Source organism: Saccharothrix hoggarensis (assembly GCF_052936025.1).
In genome coordinates, this window is record NZ_CP193624.1 from 4,392,575 (window position 1) to 4,406,489 (window position 13,915).

General features: G+C 71.7%; 21 protein-coding genes. 13 read left to right on the forward strand and 8 right to left on the reverse strand.

Annotated elements, in window-relative coordinates; genetic code table 11:
• Positions 1-68: 68 nt before the first annotated feature.
• A complete protein-coding gene (locus ACRAKH_RS19855; RefSeq protein ID WP_380720220.1) occupies positions 69-1,829 on the forward strand; it encodes an ABC transporter ATP-binding protein in 1,761 nt (586 codons plus the stop codon).
• Positions 1,830-1,850: 21 nt separating this feature from the next.
• Here ACRAKH_RS19855 and ACRAKH_RS19860 read toward each other — a convergent pair whose 3' ends face one another.
• Positions 1,851-2,714: an NAD(P)-dependent oxidoreductase gene (locus ACRAKH_RS19860; RefSeq protein WP_380720217.1), complete on the reverse strand. Its 864-nt coding sequence runs from the start codon at positions 2,712-2,714 to the stop codon at positions 1,851-1,853.
• Positions 2,715-2,786: 72 nt separating this feature from the next.
• Here ACRAKH_RS19860 and ACRAKH_RS19865 point away from each other — a divergent pair, with 72 nt between their 5' ends.
• Positions 2,787-3,149, forward strand: coding sequence for a MerR family transcriptional regulator (locus tag ACRAKH_RS19865; protein WP_380720214.1), 363 nt, complete (start codon positions 2,787-2,789; stop codon positions 3,147-3,149).
• 27 nt (positions 3,150-3,176) lie between these two features.
• Here the strand turns inward: ACRAKH_RS19865 and ACRAKH_RS19870 are convergent, their stop codons facing one another.
• A complete protein-coding gene (locus ACRAKH_RS19870; protein WP_380720211.1) occupies positions 3,177-5,186 on the reverse strand; it encodes an APC family permease in 2,010 nt (669 codons plus the stop codon).
• An 11-nt stretch (positions 5,187-5,197) separates the two neighbouring features.
• Entirely contained in the window at positions 5,198-5,380 is a 183-nt protein-coding gene (locus ACRAKH_RS19875; protein WP_380720208.1) for a hypothetical protein, read from the reverse strand.
• Between the two features lie 324 nt (positions 5,381-5,704).
• On the opposite strand from ACRAKH_RS19875, the gene rpmB reads away from it, so the two are divergent.
• Genes rpmB through ACRAKH_RS19905 form a run of 6 tightly spaced genes read left to right on the forward strand, consistent with a single transcriptional unit; the run spans position 5,705 to position 7,385 of the window.
• Positions 5,705-5,944, forward strand: a complete 240-nt coding sequence (rpmB, locus tag ACRAKH_RS19880) for a 50S ribosomal protein L28 (protein WP_380720206.1) — start codon at positions 5,705-5,707, stop codon at positions 5,942-5,944.
• The gene (gene rpmG, locus ACRAKH_RS19885) at positions 5,944-6,111 is read left to right on the forward strand and encodes a 50S ribosomal protein L33 (RefSeq protein WP_380720203.1); all 168 of its coding nucleotides are present in this window, start codon (positions 5,944-5,946) and stop codon (positions 6,109-6,111) included. The genes rpmB and rpmG overlap by 1 nt, the downstream gene beginning before the upstream one ends.
• Complete coding sequence (rpsN, locus tag ACRAKH_RS19890) at positions 6,111-6,407, forward strand: 30S ribosomal protein S14 (protein ID WP_380720201.1); 297 nt, start codon at positions 6,111-6,113, stop codon at positions 6,405-6,407. Before rpmG ends, rpsN begins: the two co-directional genes overlap by 1 nt.
• Positions 6,408-6,412: 5 nt before the next feature.
• The gene (rpsR, locus tag ACRAKH_RS19895) at positions 6,413-6,646 is read left to right on the forward strand and encodes a 30S ribosomal protein S18 (RefSeq protein WP_380720198.1); all 234 of its coding nucleotides are present in this window, start codon (positions 6,413-6,415) and stop codon (positions 6,644-6,646) included.
• A gap of 53 nt (positions 6,647-6,699) precedes the next feature.
• The gene (locus ACRAKH_RS19900; RefSeq protein WP_380720195.1) at positions 6,700-6,822 is read left to right on the forward strand and encodes a hypothetical protein; all 123 of its coding nucleotides are present in this window, start codon (positions 6,700-6,702) and stop codon (positions 6,820-6,822) included.
• 56 nt (positions 6,823-6,878) lie between these two features.
• Complete coding sequence (locus tag ACRAKH_RS19905) at positions 6,879-7,385, forward strand: hypothetical protein (protein WP_380720192.1); 507 nt, start codon at positions 6,879-6,881, stop codon at positions 7,383-7,385.
• 38 nt (positions 7,386-7,423) lie between these two features.
• On the opposite strand, the gene ppk2 is transcribed toward ACRAKH_RS19905, so the two are convergent.
• Both ppk2 and ACRAKH_RS19915 read right to left on the reverse strand, forming a co-directional pair.
• Complete coding sequence (ppk2, locus tag ACRAKH_RS19910) at positions 7,424-8,401, reverse strand: polyphosphate kinase 2 (protein WP_380720190.1); 978 nt, start codon at positions 8,399-8,401, stop codon at positions 7,424-7,426.
• A gap of 73 nt (positions 8,402-8,474) precedes the next feature.
• A complete protein-coding gene (locus ACRAKH_RS19915; protein WP_380720187.1) occupies positions 8,475-8,873 on the reverse strand; it encodes a MerR family transcriptional regulator in 399 nt (132 codons plus the stop codon).
• Between the two features lie 105 nt (positions 8,874-8,978).
• Here ACRAKH_RS19915 and ACRAKH_RS19920 point away from each other — a divergent pair, with 105 nt between their 5' ends.
• From ACRAKH_RS19920 to ACRAKH_RS19930, 3 genes are read left to right on the forward strand one after another with little or no spacing between them, the layout of a single operon-like run.
• Positions 8,979-9,299 (forward strand): DMT family transporter, encoded by a 321-nt coding sequence (locus ACRAKH_RS19920; RefSeq protein WP_380720185.1) that lies wholly within the window; start codon positions 8,979-8,981, stop codon positions 9,297-9,299.
• Positions 9,299-9,748: a DMT family transporter gene (locus ACRAKH_RS19925; RefSeq protein WP_380720183.1), complete on the forward strand. Its 450-nt coding sequence runs from the start codon at positions 9,299-9,301 to the stop codon at positions 9,746-9,748. The genes ACRAKH_RS19920 and ACRAKH_RS19925 overlap by 1 nt, the downstream gene beginning before the upstream one ends.
• Positions 9,749-9,752: 4 nt before the next feature.
• Positions 9,753-10,541, forward strand: a complete 789-nt coding sequence (locus ACRAKH_RS19930; RefSeq protein WP_380720180.1) for an MOSC domain-containing protein — start codon at positions 9,753-9,755, stop codon at positions 10,539-10,541.
• Positions 10,542-10,550: 9 nt separating this feature from the next.
• Here the strand turns inward: ACRAKH_RS19930 and ACRAKH_RS19935 are convergent, their stop codons facing one another.
• Together ACRAKH_RS19935 and ACRAKH_RS19940 are read right to left on the reverse strand one after the other, a co-directional pair.
• A complete protein-coding gene (locus tag ACRAKH_RS19935) occupies positions 10,551-11,588 on the reverse strand; it encodes a MerR family transcriptional regulator (protein ID WP_447009162.1) in 1,038 nt (345 codons plus the stop codon).
• Positions 11,582-12,289, reverse strand: coding sequence for a HEAT repeat domain-containing protein (locus tag ACRAKH_RS19940; protein ID WP_380724441.1), 708 nt, complete (start codon positions 12,287-12,289; stop codon positions 11,582-11,584). The genes ACRAKH_RS19935 and ACRAKH_RS19940 overlap by 7 nt, the downstream gene beginning before the upstream one ends.
• 135 nt (positions 12,290-12,424) lie before the next feature.
• Between ACRAKH_RS19940 and ACRAKH_RS19945 the strand changes: the two genes are divergently transcribed.
• Together ACRAKH_RS19945 and ACRAKH_RS19950 are read left to right on the forward strand one after the other, a co-directional pair.
• Positions 12,425-12,661, forward strand: a complete 237-nt coding sequence (locus tag ACRAKH_RS19945) for a hypothetical protein (protein WP_447009163.1) — start codon at positions 12,425-12,427, stop codon at positions 12,659-12,661.
• Entirely contained in the window at positions 12,658-12,873 is a 216-nt protein-coding gene (locus ACRAKH_RS19950) for a hypothetical protein (protein WP_380724419.1), read from the forward strand. Before ACRAKH_RS19945 ends, ACRAKH_RS19950 begins: the two co-directional genes overlap by 4 nt.
• Before the next feature lie 33 nt (positions 12,874-12,906).
• Here ACRAKH_RS19950 and ACRAKH_RS19955 read toward each other — a convergent pair whose 3' ends face one another.
• Positions 12,907-13,866, reverse strand: a complete 960-nt coding sequence (locus ACRAKH_RS19955; RefSeq protein WP_380724420.1) for an arabinan endo-1,5-alpha-L-arabinosidase — start codon at positions 13,864-13,866, stop codon at positions 12,907-12,909.
• Between the last annotated feature and the right edge of the window lie 49 nt (positions 13,867-13,915).

The window sequence follows — 13,915 nt, forward strand, 5'->3', positions numbered from 1 at the left end:
CCCCCTCCCCTCTCCAGAATCAGGAAAGCGCTTTCCAGCGGCACGGCGATGAAGGGAGCACCCCCTCGGTGACCTCGTCCGACGCTCCCCGAGGACACCAAGATCCCGGACCCCTGCGCGCTCTCGGCCGCCTGTTCCGCCCGCACCGCCGGCACCTGACCGGCGCGCTCGCCGTCTTCGTCGTCAAGCACAGCCCGGTCTGGCTGCTCCCCCTCGTCACGGCCACCATCGTCGACACCGTGGTGCTCCGCGCACCGCTCGCCGGGATGTGGGTCGCCACCGGTTTGATCATGGTCATCCTGGTCGTCAACTACCCGCTGCACCTGCTGTACGTCCGTCTCCTGCACGGGAGCGTGCGGCGGGCGGGCACCGAGCTGCGGTCCGCCCTGTGCACCCGGTTGCAGGAGCTGTCGATCGGCTACCACAACCGGACCAGCGCCGGCGTGCTCCAGGCGAAGGTGGTCCGCGACGTCGAGACCGTCGAGCAGATGGTGCAGCAGACGACCGACACCGGGATGAGCGCGATCACCGTCCTGATCGGCGGCCTGACGATCGTCGGCGTCCGCGCCCCGCAGTTCCTGCCGCTCCTGCTGGTGATCGTGCCGCTCGCGTCGCTGGTGGTGCTGCGGCTGCGATCTCGCCTGCGCGACCACAACGAGGTGTTCCGCCAGGACGTGGAACACCTCGCCGCGCGGGTGAACGAGATGACCCAGCTCATCCCCGTCACCCGCGCGCACGGGCTGGAAGGCCACGCCCTGCGCCGGATGGACGACACCCTGCGCAGGGTCCTGACCTCGGGGATGCGGCTGGACCTGCTCAACGGCCGGGTCGCCTCGCTGTCGTGGGTGTTCCTCAACATCCTGGGGGTGCTCTTCCTGACTGCCTCCGCCCTGGTCGCCTACCACGGCGTCTGGGGCATCACGGCAGGTGACGTCGTCATGCTCAGCGCCTTCCTGACCACGTCCACCACGTCGCTGGCCACCCTGATGAGCCTGGCGCCGGTCATCTCCAAGGGGCTGGAGTCCATCCGCTCCGCGAGCGAGGTGCTGCGCACCCCCGACCTGGAGGACAACCACGGCAAGGTCGAGGTGAAGGGGGTCCGCGGCGCGGTGGAGTTCCACGCCGTCGGACACGCCTACGACGGGACGGACCGCCCGGCGGTGCGGGACTTCACCCTCTCCGTCGCGCCGGGCGAGACGATCGCGCTGGTCGGCCCTTCGGGCGCGGGCAAGTCGACGGTGCTCAACCTGCTCATCGGCTTCATCCGCCCCCGCTCCGGCCGCATCCTCCTCGACGGCGTCGACCTGGCCGAACTCGACCTGCGCACGTACCGGCGCTTCATCTCCGTGGTGCCGCAGGAGCCGATCCTGTTCGACGGCACGGTCCGCGAGAACGTCGCCTTCGGCATGCCCGACGCGGACGACGCCGCGATCAGGGCGGCGCTGCGCGACGCCAACGCCCTCGACTTCGTGGAAGACCTGCCGGACGGGCTCGAGACCTCGGTGGCCGACCGGGGCTCGCACCTGTCCGGCGGCCAACGACAACGCCTGGTCATCGCCCGCGCCCTGCTGCGCGACCCCCGCGTGCTGATCCTCGACGAGGCCACGTCCGCCCTGGACACCCACTCCGAGGCCTTGGTGCAGCAGGCGTTGGCCAGGCTGGTGCGCGGCCGGACGACGTTCGTGGTCGCCCACCGGCTGTCCACCATCCGCGACGCCGACCGCATCGTCGTCATGCGGGACGGCGCGATCCGGGAGGTCGGCTCGCACGAGGAGTTGCTGCGCGGTGGGGGTGCGTACGCCCGGCTGCACGCGGGCCGCCCGGCCTGACGTCCGCCCCCACCACGCGCGTCACGCCTGGCGGAACTGCTCCACCAGCGCCGCGTACCCGCTGGAGCCGTGACCGGCGGTCACGGCGCGCTCGGTCAGCGCCTTGGCGAGCCTGGGAAGGTCGGCGTTGACGCCGAGCGACTCGCTCTCCTCGATCACGTGCGCCATCACCGACAGGTGGGTGTCGACGGTGCCATCGTCGGCCGGGTAGACGCCCTCCTCGACCTGTCGCGCGTAGCCCGGCAGCCAGCCGGCCACGGTGTCGATCGCCGTCCGGGCGATGGGGACGTACGCCGTGGGGGGCACGCCGGCGGTGCCGAGGATCGCGACGCCGTTGAGGAAGCCGTCGAGCATGCCCCACATGAGGACGAGCGTGGCCATCTCGTGGGTGGCCGACAGGCCGGGGTCGTCGCCGAGGTGCAGGCACGTGCCGAGGATGTCCAATGTGGACCTGTGGGCGTCGTGCAGCGATCGCAGGCCGCTGTAGGCGATGATGGCGTCGGGCGTGCCGACGGCGTCCGGGACGGCCATGATCCCGCCGTCGAGGTAGCCGCCGCCGCGGCCGGCCACCTCCTCGGCGAGGGCTCGGGCGCGCGTGGGCGTGCCGGAGGTCAGGTTCACGACGACCCGGCCGTCGAGCGGGCCGTCGAGGACGTCCGTCACGGCGTCGTAGTCCGACACGCAGACCACCACGAGCGGTGAGGCCGCGATCGCGGCGGACGGTGACGCGGCGAGCGTCGCGCCCCGCGCCACCAGGTCGTCGGCCTTGGCCGCCGTGCGGTTCCACACGGTGGTCGGGTGTCCCGCGCGCAGGAACGCCCCGGCGAGGGCCCCGCCCATCATCCCGAGGCCGAGGACCGTGACGGGTGTGCCGGTGTGAGTCATGTGCTCCCCCTTGTGGTTCGGTGGCACAATCGTCAACCTTCACACCGGTATGAAGGTCAAGGGGAGAGACGCGTGCTGATCGGGGAGCTGAGTCAGCGGACCGGGGTGAACCCGCACCAGCTGCGGTACTACGAGGCCCAGGGCCTGCTGGTGCCCGACCGCGCCGGCAACGGCTACCGGGAGTACGACGACGACGCCGTGCTGACCGTGGGCCAGATCCGGAAGCTGCTCGATGCCGGCCTGTCCACCCAGGAGATCGGCTACCTCCAGCCGTGCGCGACCGGCCCGGCGCCCGACCTGAAGCCGTGCCCGGAGACCCTGGAGCTGCTGCGGGCGCGCATCGACGGGTTGGACGAGCGGATCGACACGCTCATCCGGTCGCGGCGGACGCTGCGGGAGTACCTGGCGGCCACGGAGCAGCGGCTCGCCGGTTAGGCCGGCGCCGACGTCGTCCCGTCCGGCTCAGCCTTCCCGGTGTTCGCCGTTCTTGGCGTACAGGCCGCGACGGATCGCGCCCGGCGCGAGGGCGTGGCGTTCGTGGACCTTCTTCGAGGACGCGAGCTGCCACGGGACGCTGGTCACCATGACGCCGGGTTCGAACAGGAGCCGGCCCTTCAGCCGCAACGCGCTCTGGTTGTGCAGCAGCTGTTCCCACCAGTGGCCGACGACGTACTCCGGGATGAACACCGTGACGACGTCGCGCGGGTTGTCGCCGCGGATCCGCTTGACGTAGTCGAGGACCGGTTTGGTGATCTCGCGGTACGGCGACTCGATGACCTTGAGCCGGACGGAGAAGTTCTGCTCGTCCCACGCGGCGACGAGCGCGCGTGTGTCCTGGTCGTCGACGTTGACGGTGACGGCTTCGAGCCGGTCGGGGCGCAGCGCCTTGGCGTAGGCCAGCGCCCTCTTGGTGGGGCGGTGCAGCCGGGAGACCAGCACGATGGCGTGGTTGCGTGACGGCAGCGTGACGGGCTCGTCGTCGTCCTCCCGGAGTTCGTCGCCGACCCGCTGGTAGTGGCGGCGGATCGCGCTCATCACCGCGTAGATGGCGGCCATGGCGGCCAGCGAGATCCAGGCGCCCTGGGTGAACTTGGTGATCAGGATGACGGCGAGCACGAGCGCGGTCATGGCGAAGCCGAAGGCGTTGACCGCCTGCGAGCGGCGCATGCGCCGTCGTGCCGCGGGGTCGGTCTCGGTGCGCAGCAGGCGCGTCCAGTGGCGGATCATGCCGCTCTGGCTGATCACGAAGGACATGAAGACGCCGACGATGTACAGCTGGATCAGCCGGGTGACCTCGGCGTCGAACGCCACGACCAGGACGATGGCGAACCCGGCGAGGAACACGATGCCGTTGGAGAACACCAGCCGGTCGCCGCGGGTGTGCAGCTGGCGCGGGAGGTAGCGGTCCTGGGCGAGGATGGAGCCGAGCACCGGGAAGCCGTTGAACGCGGTGTTGGCGGCCAGCACCAGGATCAGGCCGGTGAAGAAGATGACGTACCACGTGGCCGGCGGGAACCCGGCGAACACCGCGTTGGCGAGCTGCGCGACCAGGGTCTTCTGCTCGTAGTCGGCGGGCGCGCCGATCAGCTGGTGGGCCGGGTCCTCGGCGACCTGGGCGCCGGTGAGCCGGGCCAGCATGATCAGGCCGAGGAACATGGTGATGGCGAGCACGCCCATCATCAGCAACGTGGTGGCGGCGTTGCGGCCCTTGGGCTTGCGGAACGCGGGCACGCCGTTGCTGATCGCCTCGACGCCGGTCAGCGCCGCGCTGCCGGAGGAGAAGGCGCGCAGGACGAGGAACGCGAAGCCGAGCCCGGCCAGGCTGCCGTGCTCCTCCACCAGCCGGAAGTCGGCGCTCTCCGCCCGCACGTCCCCGCCCAGCACGTACACGCGGACCAGCGACCACACGATCATGGCGAGGATGCCGAAGACGAAGGCGTAGGTGGGGATGGCGAACGCGGTGCCGGACTCCCGCACCCCGCGCAGGTTCATGGCGGTCAGCACGACGATGGCGCCCACGGCGAACTCCACCTTGTGCGACGCCACGAACGGCACGGCGGAGCCGATGGTGGCCGCGGCCGAGGCGATCGACACCGCCACCGTCAGCACGTAGTCCACGAGCAGCGCGCTGCCGACCACCAGGCCCCACCGCGGTCCGTGGTTGACCGTGGCGACCTCGTAGTCGCCGCCGCCCGACGTGTAGGTGCGGACGTTCTGCCGGTACGAGGCCACCACCGCGGCCATCACCACGGCGACGAGCACCGCGATCCACGGGCTGAACACGTACGCCGAGGCGCCCGCCACGGACAGCACCAGCAGGATCTCCTCCGGCGCGTACGCCACGCTCGACATGGGGTCGGAGGCGAACACCGGCAGCGCGATGCGCTTGGGGAGAAGGGTGTGGGACAGGCGGTCGCTGCGGAACGGCCGCCCGACCAGGAGCCGCTTGGTGACGGCGGCGAGCTTCGGCATGGGGTGGTGGCCTAGATGGTCTCGGTCCGGCCGAACGCGGCCAGGACTGGCGGGAACAGGACGTGGTCGGCCGCGGCGGGTCGCGGGCGCGCCGCGTCGTCACCCCGGGCGCGCCGGACCGCACCGACCACGGTGGGTGCGCGGTCACGCGGCGGACGTCGCGCGAACCCGAACAACCACGTCCGCCCGGACATGCCGCCGACCTCCCCCGACCTCCTCGGCGGACCCTAGTGTCGGCGGACCGGGCGTTCGGGCCGGTGCCCCTGTTCCTTACGCGATCCTGATGCCGAGGTCGTCGCGATCGCGCGCCGCCGCCGGGCTGCGAGCCGTTTCGGCAAGCACGACAAAACCTCGGTCCCCGAGGTGAACCGGGGTCGGCCCAGTCAAGCGATGAACACGCCGCGTGCACCGGTCATCACAGAACGCTCAACGCCCTCGGCCGGAACCGACCACCGAACAGGGCCGTGACCGCTCATGGGTTAGCCTAACGGAAACGATTGTCGTTTTAAGGAGGTAGCGTGTCATCACGGCACTGCCAGGTGACCGGGCGCAAACCCGGTTTCGGCAAACAGGTTTCGCACTCCCACCGGCGCACCTCGCGTCGCTGGCTGCCCAACACCCAGCGACGCCGGTTCTGGCTGGCCTCCGAGAACCGGCACGTCGTGCTGAACCTGTCGACCAAGGGCATCAAGACCGTCGACCGGCGCGGCATCGAGGCCGTGGTGGCCGAGCTGCGCCGCCAGGGGGTGAAGGTCTGATGGCGAAGGGCAACGACGTCCGGCCGATCATCAAGCTCCGCTCCACGGCGGGCACCGGCTACACCTACGTCACCCGCAAGAACCGGCGCAACGACCCCGACCGCATGGTGCTGCGCAAGTTCGACCCCGTCGTCCGCCGGCACGTCGACTTCCGCGAGGAGCGCTGATGGCCAAGAAGTCCAAGATCGCCAAGGACCGGCAGCGACGCGAGGTCGTCGCCCGGTACGCCGAGCGACGGGCGGAGCTGAAGGAGATCATCCGCCTCGACCCCGACCGGCGGGACGAGGCGCAGCGCGCGCTGCAGAAGCTCCCCCGCGACGCCAGCCCCACGCGGCTGCGCAACCGTGACGCCGTGGACGGTCGTCCCAGGGCCTTCAACCGCGCGTTCGGCCTGTCCCGCATCCGGCTGCGCGAGATGGCGCACCGGGGCGAGCTGCCCGGCGTCGCCAAGTCGAGCTGGTGAGCCGCGTGCCGAAAGCCGAACGCGCCCCGAAGCGCCGGGTGAACCTGCTGCGCAAAGAGGGCATCACCACCGTCGACTGGAAGGACGCGACGCTGCTGCGGAAGTTCATCTCCGACCGCGGCAAGATCCGCTCCCGCCGCGTCACCGGCCTGACGCCGCAGCAACAGCGCCAGGTCGCCACCGCCATCAAGAACGCACGCGAGATGGCGCTGCTCCCCTATCCCAGCCAGGGACGTTGACCGGGCGGGCCGCCGACGACCGGCGGCCCGCCCCCGTTCCCCACCGGCCAAGGATGACGATCATGCCGATGCCCGCCGCGCCCCAGCGCCGCTGCCACATCGCCGGCCGCCCGCACACCGCGGCCGTGTTGCCCTCGTGGGACGACGTGAGGCCGCACGTCCACGTGCACCGCTGAAGTCGCCGGACGCGGCCTACTACTGTCGGGTCCACCTCGCAGGAAGGCGATCCCTGATGGACTTCGACCAGAACCCGACCAACCGGCCGCCTCAGGCGCCCACCCCGCACCCGGCGCCCATGCCGCAGCCGCAGCAGTACCCGTACCCGGACCCTCAGCAGCAGCAGCAGTACCCGTACCCCGACCCTCAGCAGCAGTACCCGTACCCCGGCCCTCAGCACCAGCCCTACCCGGTTCACCAGCACCCGTACTACCCCGGCCCGCCGCCGCAGCCCGCACCACCCGCCAGAACGTCGTTCGGACGCTGCATGCTCGGCGCCCTGGTGTGGGTCGGAGCGACGGTCGTGCTCATCGTCGCCACGGCCGGCGCGCCGTCCTCCGGCTACGCCGCCGGCCAGGTGCTCGGCCGCATGCTGTTCCCCTGGTTGCTCGCGAGCTTCATCACCTGGCTGTTCCTCCGCCGCCGGCAGGCTGCGTTCTGGCTCGCCACGCTGGTCGCCCTACCCAGCTTCACCGTCCTGCTGTTCCTCTTCGCCGCCGCCCAGCTCGCCAACCGGGCCTGACCCGCGCCGGGCGGCGCAAGACCCCCGGCAGGCGGTCCCTAATCGGGGTGGACGCCGGGGCCGTGGTCCGGGTCGTCGAAGGGCGCGATGGGGGTAGGGCTGAGCGACGACTCGTCCTCCCCCTCCTCCAGCAGCGTGGCCGCCGGCCCGACCACCCTCGGGTCCGGCTCGCCGACCACCTCCACGTCCTTGTCGGCGTAGTCCACGCGCGCCAGCACGCTGCGCATGGCCTCCAACCTGGCCCGCTTCTTGTCGTTGCTCTTCACCACGGTCCACGGCGCGGCCTCCGTGTCGGTGGCGCGGAACATCGCCACCTTCGCCTCCGTGTAGGCGTCCCACAGGTCCAGCGACTTGACGTCGTTCGTGCTGAGCTTCCACTGCCGGACCGGGTCGACCTGCCGGATCAGGAACCGCGTCCGCTGCTCCGCGCGCGACACCGAGAACCACAGCTTGACCAGCGTGATCCCGTCGTCCACGAGCATCCGCTCGAACGTCGGGGCCTGCCGCATGAACCGCTCGTACTGCTCGTCGGTGCAGTAGCCCATGACGCGTTCCACGCCGGCGCGGTTGTACCAGGACCGGTCGAACATGACGATCTCACCGGCGGTCGGCAGGTGGTCGACGTACCGCTGGAAGTACCACTCGCCCTGCTCGCGGTCGGTCGGCTTGCTCAACGCCACCACCCGCGCCCCGCGCGGGTTCAGGTGCTCGGTGAACCTCTTGATCGTGCCGCCCTTGCCCGCCGCGTCACGTCCCTCGAACACGATGACCATCCGCGCACCGGTGTCCTTGGTCCAGTACTGCAGCTTCAGCAGCTCGATCTGCAACAGCCGCTTGGACACCTCGTACTCCTCGCGCGTCAGCCGCGTCGAGTACGGGTAGTTCTCCCGCCAGGTGTCGATCGGCGTGCCGTCGGCGTGCCTCAGCACGGGGTCCTCCGCGTCGTCGTAGTCGACCACGAGGTCTTCCACGCGGAGTCCGGGGAACAGGTCGGAGATGTCGAGCGGGTTGTTCACCGGATCGGCGTACCCAGGCCGGCACGGGGCAAACGCCCGCGGCGCCGACTCCGCACCCCAGCCTTCCCGCAGGTCAGGACCAGTCGTGCGGCACCCGGGCCGGTGTCCTTGCCGGCGGGACATCGCCCGCCGGGGTCATCTCGCCGCGGAGCGCGCGCAGCGTGTCGATCTCCCGGTCGATGTCGCGGCGCTTGGCTTCGAGGCGCTCGACCTCCCGGGCGAGCAGCTCCTCCATGACGCCCGTGCGCTCCTCGGGCGGGGCCTCCAGGCACGGCAGGAGCTCGTTGACGGTGGAGCTGGACAGCCCGGCGGCGAACAGGTGCTGGATCATGACGACCCGCTCGACCGTGGAGCTGTCGAAGTCGCGCCACCCGCCGGGGGTGCGTTCGGACCGGATGAGCCCGTGCTCCTCGTAGTACCGCAGGGACCGGGTGCTGACGCCGCTGGCGGCCGCGACCTCGCCGATGCGCATGGGACCTCCTCAGGGCTCACCGGGCGGCTCCCGATTCTTGCAGTTGACACCGGTGTGAGGTTCCACGATCGACGGGTCCGACCGCTACTCGACCCAAGGACCCCCATGCACTGGCTCCACCTCGGCGTCGCCGTCGTCTTCGAGATCGCCGTCGCGCTCGCCGCCGGCAAGGCGCGGGGCTTCACCCGTCCCGCCTGGACCGCCGCCACGCTGGTCAGCGGCGGCATCGCCACCTACCTCCTCAGCCTGGCGCTGCTGACCTTCGACGTCGGCGCCGGCTACGCGATCTGGACCTCCGTCGCGGGCGTCGGGATCGTCGTCCTCGGCGCCCTGCTCTTCGGCCAGCGGCTCGACTGGCGCAAGCTCCTCGGCATCGCCGCCGTCATCGCCGGGGTCGTCGGCCTCCAGCTGAGCGGAGCGGCGTGATGGCCCAGGACACCGGCTCGACACACCTCGCCGACGTCGGTCGTGCGGAAGGGCCTCACAGGACCGACGAAACGCCCGCCACCCGCGGCGACCGTGCACGGGCCTGGCTCGTGCTCCTCCTCGCCGGGGCCTTCGAGGTCGGCTACGCCCTGTCCGTCGGGGGCAGCCGGGGCTTCACCGCCCTGTCCTGGTCGCTCGTCGCGATCGTCTTCTTCCTCCTGACGCTCTTCGCCCTCAGCCTCGCCCTGCGCACCATCGACGTGGGCATCGGCTACGCCGTCTGGGCCGGCATCGGCGCGGTCGGAGCCGCGCTGCTCGGCCCCGTCTTCTTCGGCGAGACCCTGACCCCCGCGAAGGCCTTCTGGCTCACCGTGATCATCGCCGGCGTCGTGTGGCTCAAGCTCTCCGACCGACCTGCCCGCCGGCGAGGATCACAACGGGTACTTTGACCGCATGGCAAGCGTTTCCGCGCTGACGGTGTACCCGATCAAGGGGTGTGGCGGGGTCGTCCTGGACCGCGCCGAGGTCACCCCGACGGGGTTGGCCCACGATCGGCTGTTCGCGGTGGTCGGGCCGGACGGGACGACCGTCTGGCAGGGCGAGGCGCCGCTGCTGGCCGCCGTCCGCGCCCGGCTGGTGCACGACGGCGCGAAGCTGGCGCTGAGCGCGCCCGGCGCCGGGGAGTTCCTGCTGGACGTGGCGGTGGACGGCGCCGCCCGGCCGGTGGAGGTGGAGAAGTGGCCGGGATCCGGGATCGACCAGGGCGACGAGGCGGCGGAGTGGCTGTCCGGGGCGGTCGGCACGTCCGTCCGCCTGGTGCGCGAACCGGCTCGGGCGAGCCGGGCCGGGAACGGCGCCGAGCCCACCGCCCTGCTCGTCCTCTCACTGTCCTCATTGGACGGTCTGAACGCCCGGATCGCGGCGCGCGGGGCGACTCCGGTCCCGATGGACCGGTTCCGGCCCAACATCGTGATCAGCGGTTGGCCCGAGCCGCACACCGAGGACCGGGTCGGCCGGATGACGATCGGCGGCGCCGAGATCGGGTTCGGCGAGCGGGCCATCCGCTGCGCGGTGACCCTGGTCGACCAGTCGTCCGGCGTGCGCGTCGGACCGGAGCCGTTGCGCACCCTGGCCGACTACCGCCGTGAGCCCGACGGCGTCAGCTTCGGCCCCAAGGCGTCCGTGCTCGCGCCCGGCGACATCGCCGTCGGCGACGACGTCACCGTCACCGAGTGGCGGTGACCCGGCGCGTCAGGAGCCCTCCTCGCCCGGGTCTTCGGAGGACCGCTCGTCGAGCACCCCGATGAAGGCCGAGGCGACGAGGGCGACGGCGCGGTCCTCGTCGTGGGCCAGTCCGCGCAGGACCTCACGGGCCTTGGTCCCCGACAGCTCGACCAGGGCCTGGGTCAGGCGAATCCGGACCGCGGAGTCCGCGGTGTGCGCGGCGAGCTCGTCCGCCAGCGCGGTCATGATCGCGTCCGCGGCTCCGGGGTTCTGGGACAGCGTTCCGAGGACCTCCGCCGCCTCCACGTCGTTGCAGCCCTCGACCACCATGCCGACCAGCGTCGGCACAGCCGCCGTGACCCCGCGCCCGCCCAGCGCCAGAGCGGCGTGCCGGCGCACCGTCGCATCCGGGTCGCCGAGCGCGTCCGCCAGCACCGCGGTCGCGCCCGGAGCCTCCGCCATCTCGGCGATCGTCAGCACGGCGCGCCGCCGGACGTCCACGTCGTCCGAGTGCGTGCCGGCGGCCAACGTCGCCAGGCCGTCGCCGCCCGATCGGGCGAGCGCCCAGCGCAGGGCGCCCGCGACGTTGGGGTCGGCCTCGGCCAGGGCCGCCCCGGCCAGCACGTCGGCGGGAACCGGCGCGCCGTCCGGCCGGGCCAGGACGGCCTGCTGCCGGCGGGCGGCGCTGGGCGAGGTGAGCCCCTGCATGAGGTCGACGACGTGCAGGACGTCCTGCCAGCCCGTGGGCGCCGACGCGTCGATCGCGCGGAGCCGGTCGAGCAGTTCCCGGTCCCGCTCCAGGCGGTCTTCCGTCCACTTGATGAGGTCGCCGACCAGGCCGGACGGCGTGAAGGCCGGGTCTTCCAGCGCACGTCCGACCTGCTTCAGCGAGAGCCCGAGGGACCGCAGGCCCTCCACGTGGAAGATCCGGCGGACGTCCTCGGCGGAGTACTCGCGGTAGCCGCCGACCGTGCGCCCGGTCGGCCGCACCAGCCCGAGGGCGTCGTAGTGCCGGAGCATCCGGGTGCTCACGCCCGAGTGGCGGGCCACGTCACCGATCAGCACGCCGCAACCTCCGCCTCCTCCGGGTTCGCGGCGGCCCGTTCCGCGCCGAGGGCGACGATCCGCTGAGCCTCCGCGACGGCCGCGTCGAAACCGGTCTCCGGGTCGTCCAGGAGCAGTTCCGTGGCACGGGCGTGCGCGGCCACCGCCGGGTCCGGGTCCGCCGCCGCGTCCTCCAGCACGGGCCTGATCACGTCGCCGAGGTCGACCAGTGCCCGGCTCAGGCTCAACCGCACGTCGCGTCCACCGCGGCCGAACTGCGTGACCAGCTCGTCGGCCAGGTCCTCCTTCCCGTCCTCCGGGACGAGCGCGCACGCGACGCGCCACGCCGTCCGGGCCACCTCGTCGTCGGCGTCGCGCAGCATGTCGCGCGTGATCCACGGCCACGCGCTCCTGTCGCCGATCTTGGAGAGCGTGTGCAGCGCCTGGCCGCGGGCCTGGGCGCGCTCGGAGTCGAGTTCGCGGCGAATCCGGGGCAGGGTGATGTCCGGCGGGAGGCGGGCCAGCGCCCACGACAGCATGTCCCGCACGAAGAAGTCCGGCTCGACCGCACACCGCCGGACCAGGGTCTCCAGCAGGTCGGGGTCGGGGTTCGCGCCGACCGCCAGGGCCGCCCGGAGCCGGACCGACGAGTCCTCGGCGCTCAGCGCGTCGGCCAGGCGGGTGTTCTGCGGGGTTCCGTGTGTCGTGGGGATCGGGACCACCTCCTGCACCCAGTCGACACCTTGTCACCGTGTCAAGGTCAACCCCGCCTCGGCGACCACTCTGCGTGACGGTACCTCACGGCGTGCAGGCGCGGCTCGGGCAGCTACGCGGTGCACTCGGCAATGATGACGGCGGTGGCGAGCCGCGCGGCCGTGAAACCGCTCGTGCCCGCGGTCGTCGCCCGGACGTACAAGCCGACCCCCGCCGCGTCGAACTCCGCCCTGGCGACGATCTCCCGCACCTGGGTGAAGCTCCGTCAGGCGGTGCGCCCCGCGACGGACCAGCGCTGGTTGGCGCCCGCGTGGCAATCCCAGATGATCAGACCGGACGGCGAGGCGTCGGAGCCGCCGACTGCTACCGCCGCGCGTTGACCCTGTTCCGCGAACTCGGCGACCCGTACCGGGAGGCGACGAGCCTCGACCGGCTCGGCGACGCCCTGGAGGCGACCGGCGACCGCCCCGGGGCCGGCGCGTGGACCCGGGCGCTCGCCGTCCTCGAACCGCTGGACCACCCGGACACCATCGAGATCCAGGCCAAGCTCCTCCACACCGGCACCCGCCGGCACGACCGCTGCCACGAATGACTCGTGGCAGCGGCCGGGGTGCTGTGCGGTGGGTCAGCGGACGTACGGCCAACCCGCGGCGTCCCATCCGAGCCAGTTGACGCCCAGCAGGGAGGCCCCGTTGTCCGCGTAGTAGTGGTAGACGAGGATGTCGCTGTCGGTGTCGGCGAACACGTCCTGGTGGCCGGGGCCGTGGACGCTGCCCTGACCGGCCAGGATCTCCGTGCCACCACCCGAGGTCATCACGACCCCGTTGCGGTCGTGGTACGGGCCGGTGGCACTGGTGGAGCGGCCGACCATGACCCGGTAGGTGCTCGACGCGCCGCGGCAGCAGTAGTCGAACGAGACGAACAGGTAGTAGTAGCTGCCGCGCTTGAAGATGTTCGGCGCCTCGATCGCGCCGCCGTTGCGGCCGGCGATGCTGCGGAGGCTGGTGTCCGCGCGCAGGCCGGTGGACGGGTTGAGCGCGATCATCTTGATGCCGGACCAGAACGAGCCGAAGCTCAGCCACCAGCGGCCCTGGTCGTCGACGATCAGGTCCGGGTCGATGGCGTTGAAGTTGTCGCTGGTGCGGGACTCGACGACCAGGCCGCGGTGGGTCCACGTGCCGGAGTTGCCGCTCGGGCTGGTGGCGAGGAAGATCGCCGACCGGTTCGAGCCGAACGTCGAGGCCGAGTAGTACATGTAGTACTGGCCGTTGCGGTAGGTGATGTCAGGCGCCCACAGGTGGCGGCTGTTGTTGGTGTAGGTGTTGGCCCACGACGTGCCGTTGGGGAACGCCGCGCCCGCGTTGCGGAACGTGGTCCGGTCGGCGGAGGTCTTCAGCGAGATGCCGTTACCGGTGTGCGCCACCAGGTAGCCGCCGGTGGGGCGCTTGACCACGCTCGGGTCGTGCACGCCGATGTCGCCGGTCACGTAGCCCGGCCCGGGGTAGGCCGACGCGCTCGGCGCCGCGGCGACGGTCACGACCAGCGCGGCCAGCAGCGCCGAGGCGCGTATCTTCAGAGTAGGCAAGGAACCCTCGATCCGTTGTGGTGGTGTGCGCAGGGCAGCACGAACACCG

Bases quoted from the DNA above. Each gene is read 5' to 3' on its own strand.
- ACRAKH_RS19860 (WP_380720217.1), bottom strand. From the start codon at position 2,714: ATGACTCACACCGGCACACCCGTCACGGTCCTCGGCCTCGGGATGATG.
- ACRAKH_RS19870 (WP_380720211.1), bottom strand. From the start codon at position 5,186: ATGCCGAAGCTCGCCGCCGTCACCAAGCGGCTCCTGGTCGGGCGGCCG.
- ACRAKH_RS19875 (WP_380720208.1), bottom strand. From the start codon at position 5,380: ATGTCCGGGCGGACGTGGTTGTTCGGGTTCGCGCGACGTCCGCCGCGT.
- rpmG (WP_380720203.1), top strand. From the start codon at position 5,944: ATGGCGAAGGGCAACGACGTCCGGCCGATCATCAAGCTCCGCTCCACG.
- rpsN (WP_380720201.1), top strand. From the start codon at position 6,111: ATGGCCAAGAAGTCCAAGATCGCCAAGGACCGGCAGCGACGCGAGGTC.
- ACRAKH_RS19900 (WP_380720195.1), top strand. From the start codon at position 6,700: ATGACGATCATGCCGATGCCCGCCGCGCCCCAGCGCCGCTGCCACATC.
- ACRAKH_RS19905 (WP_380720192.1), top strand. From the start codon at position 6,879: ATGGACTTCGACCAGAACCCGACCAACCGGCCGCCTCAGGCGCCCACC.
- ACRAKH_RS19915 (WP_380720187.1), bottom strand. From the start codon at position 8,873: ATGCGCATCGGCGAGGTCGCGGCCGCCAGCGGCGTCAGCACCCGGTCC.
- ACRAKH_RS19920 (WP_380720185.1), top strand. From the start codon at position 8,979: ATGCACTGGCTCCACCTCGGCGTCGCCGTCGTCTTCGAGATCGCCGTC.
- ACRAKH_RS19925 (WP_380720183.1), top strand. From the start codon at position 9,299: ATGGCCCAGGACACCGGCTCGACACACCTCGCCGACGTCGGTCGTGCG.
- ACRAKH_RS19930 (WP_380720180.1), top strand. From the start codon at position 9,753: ATGGCAAGCGTTTCCGCGCTGACGGTGTACCCGATCAAGGGGTGTGGC.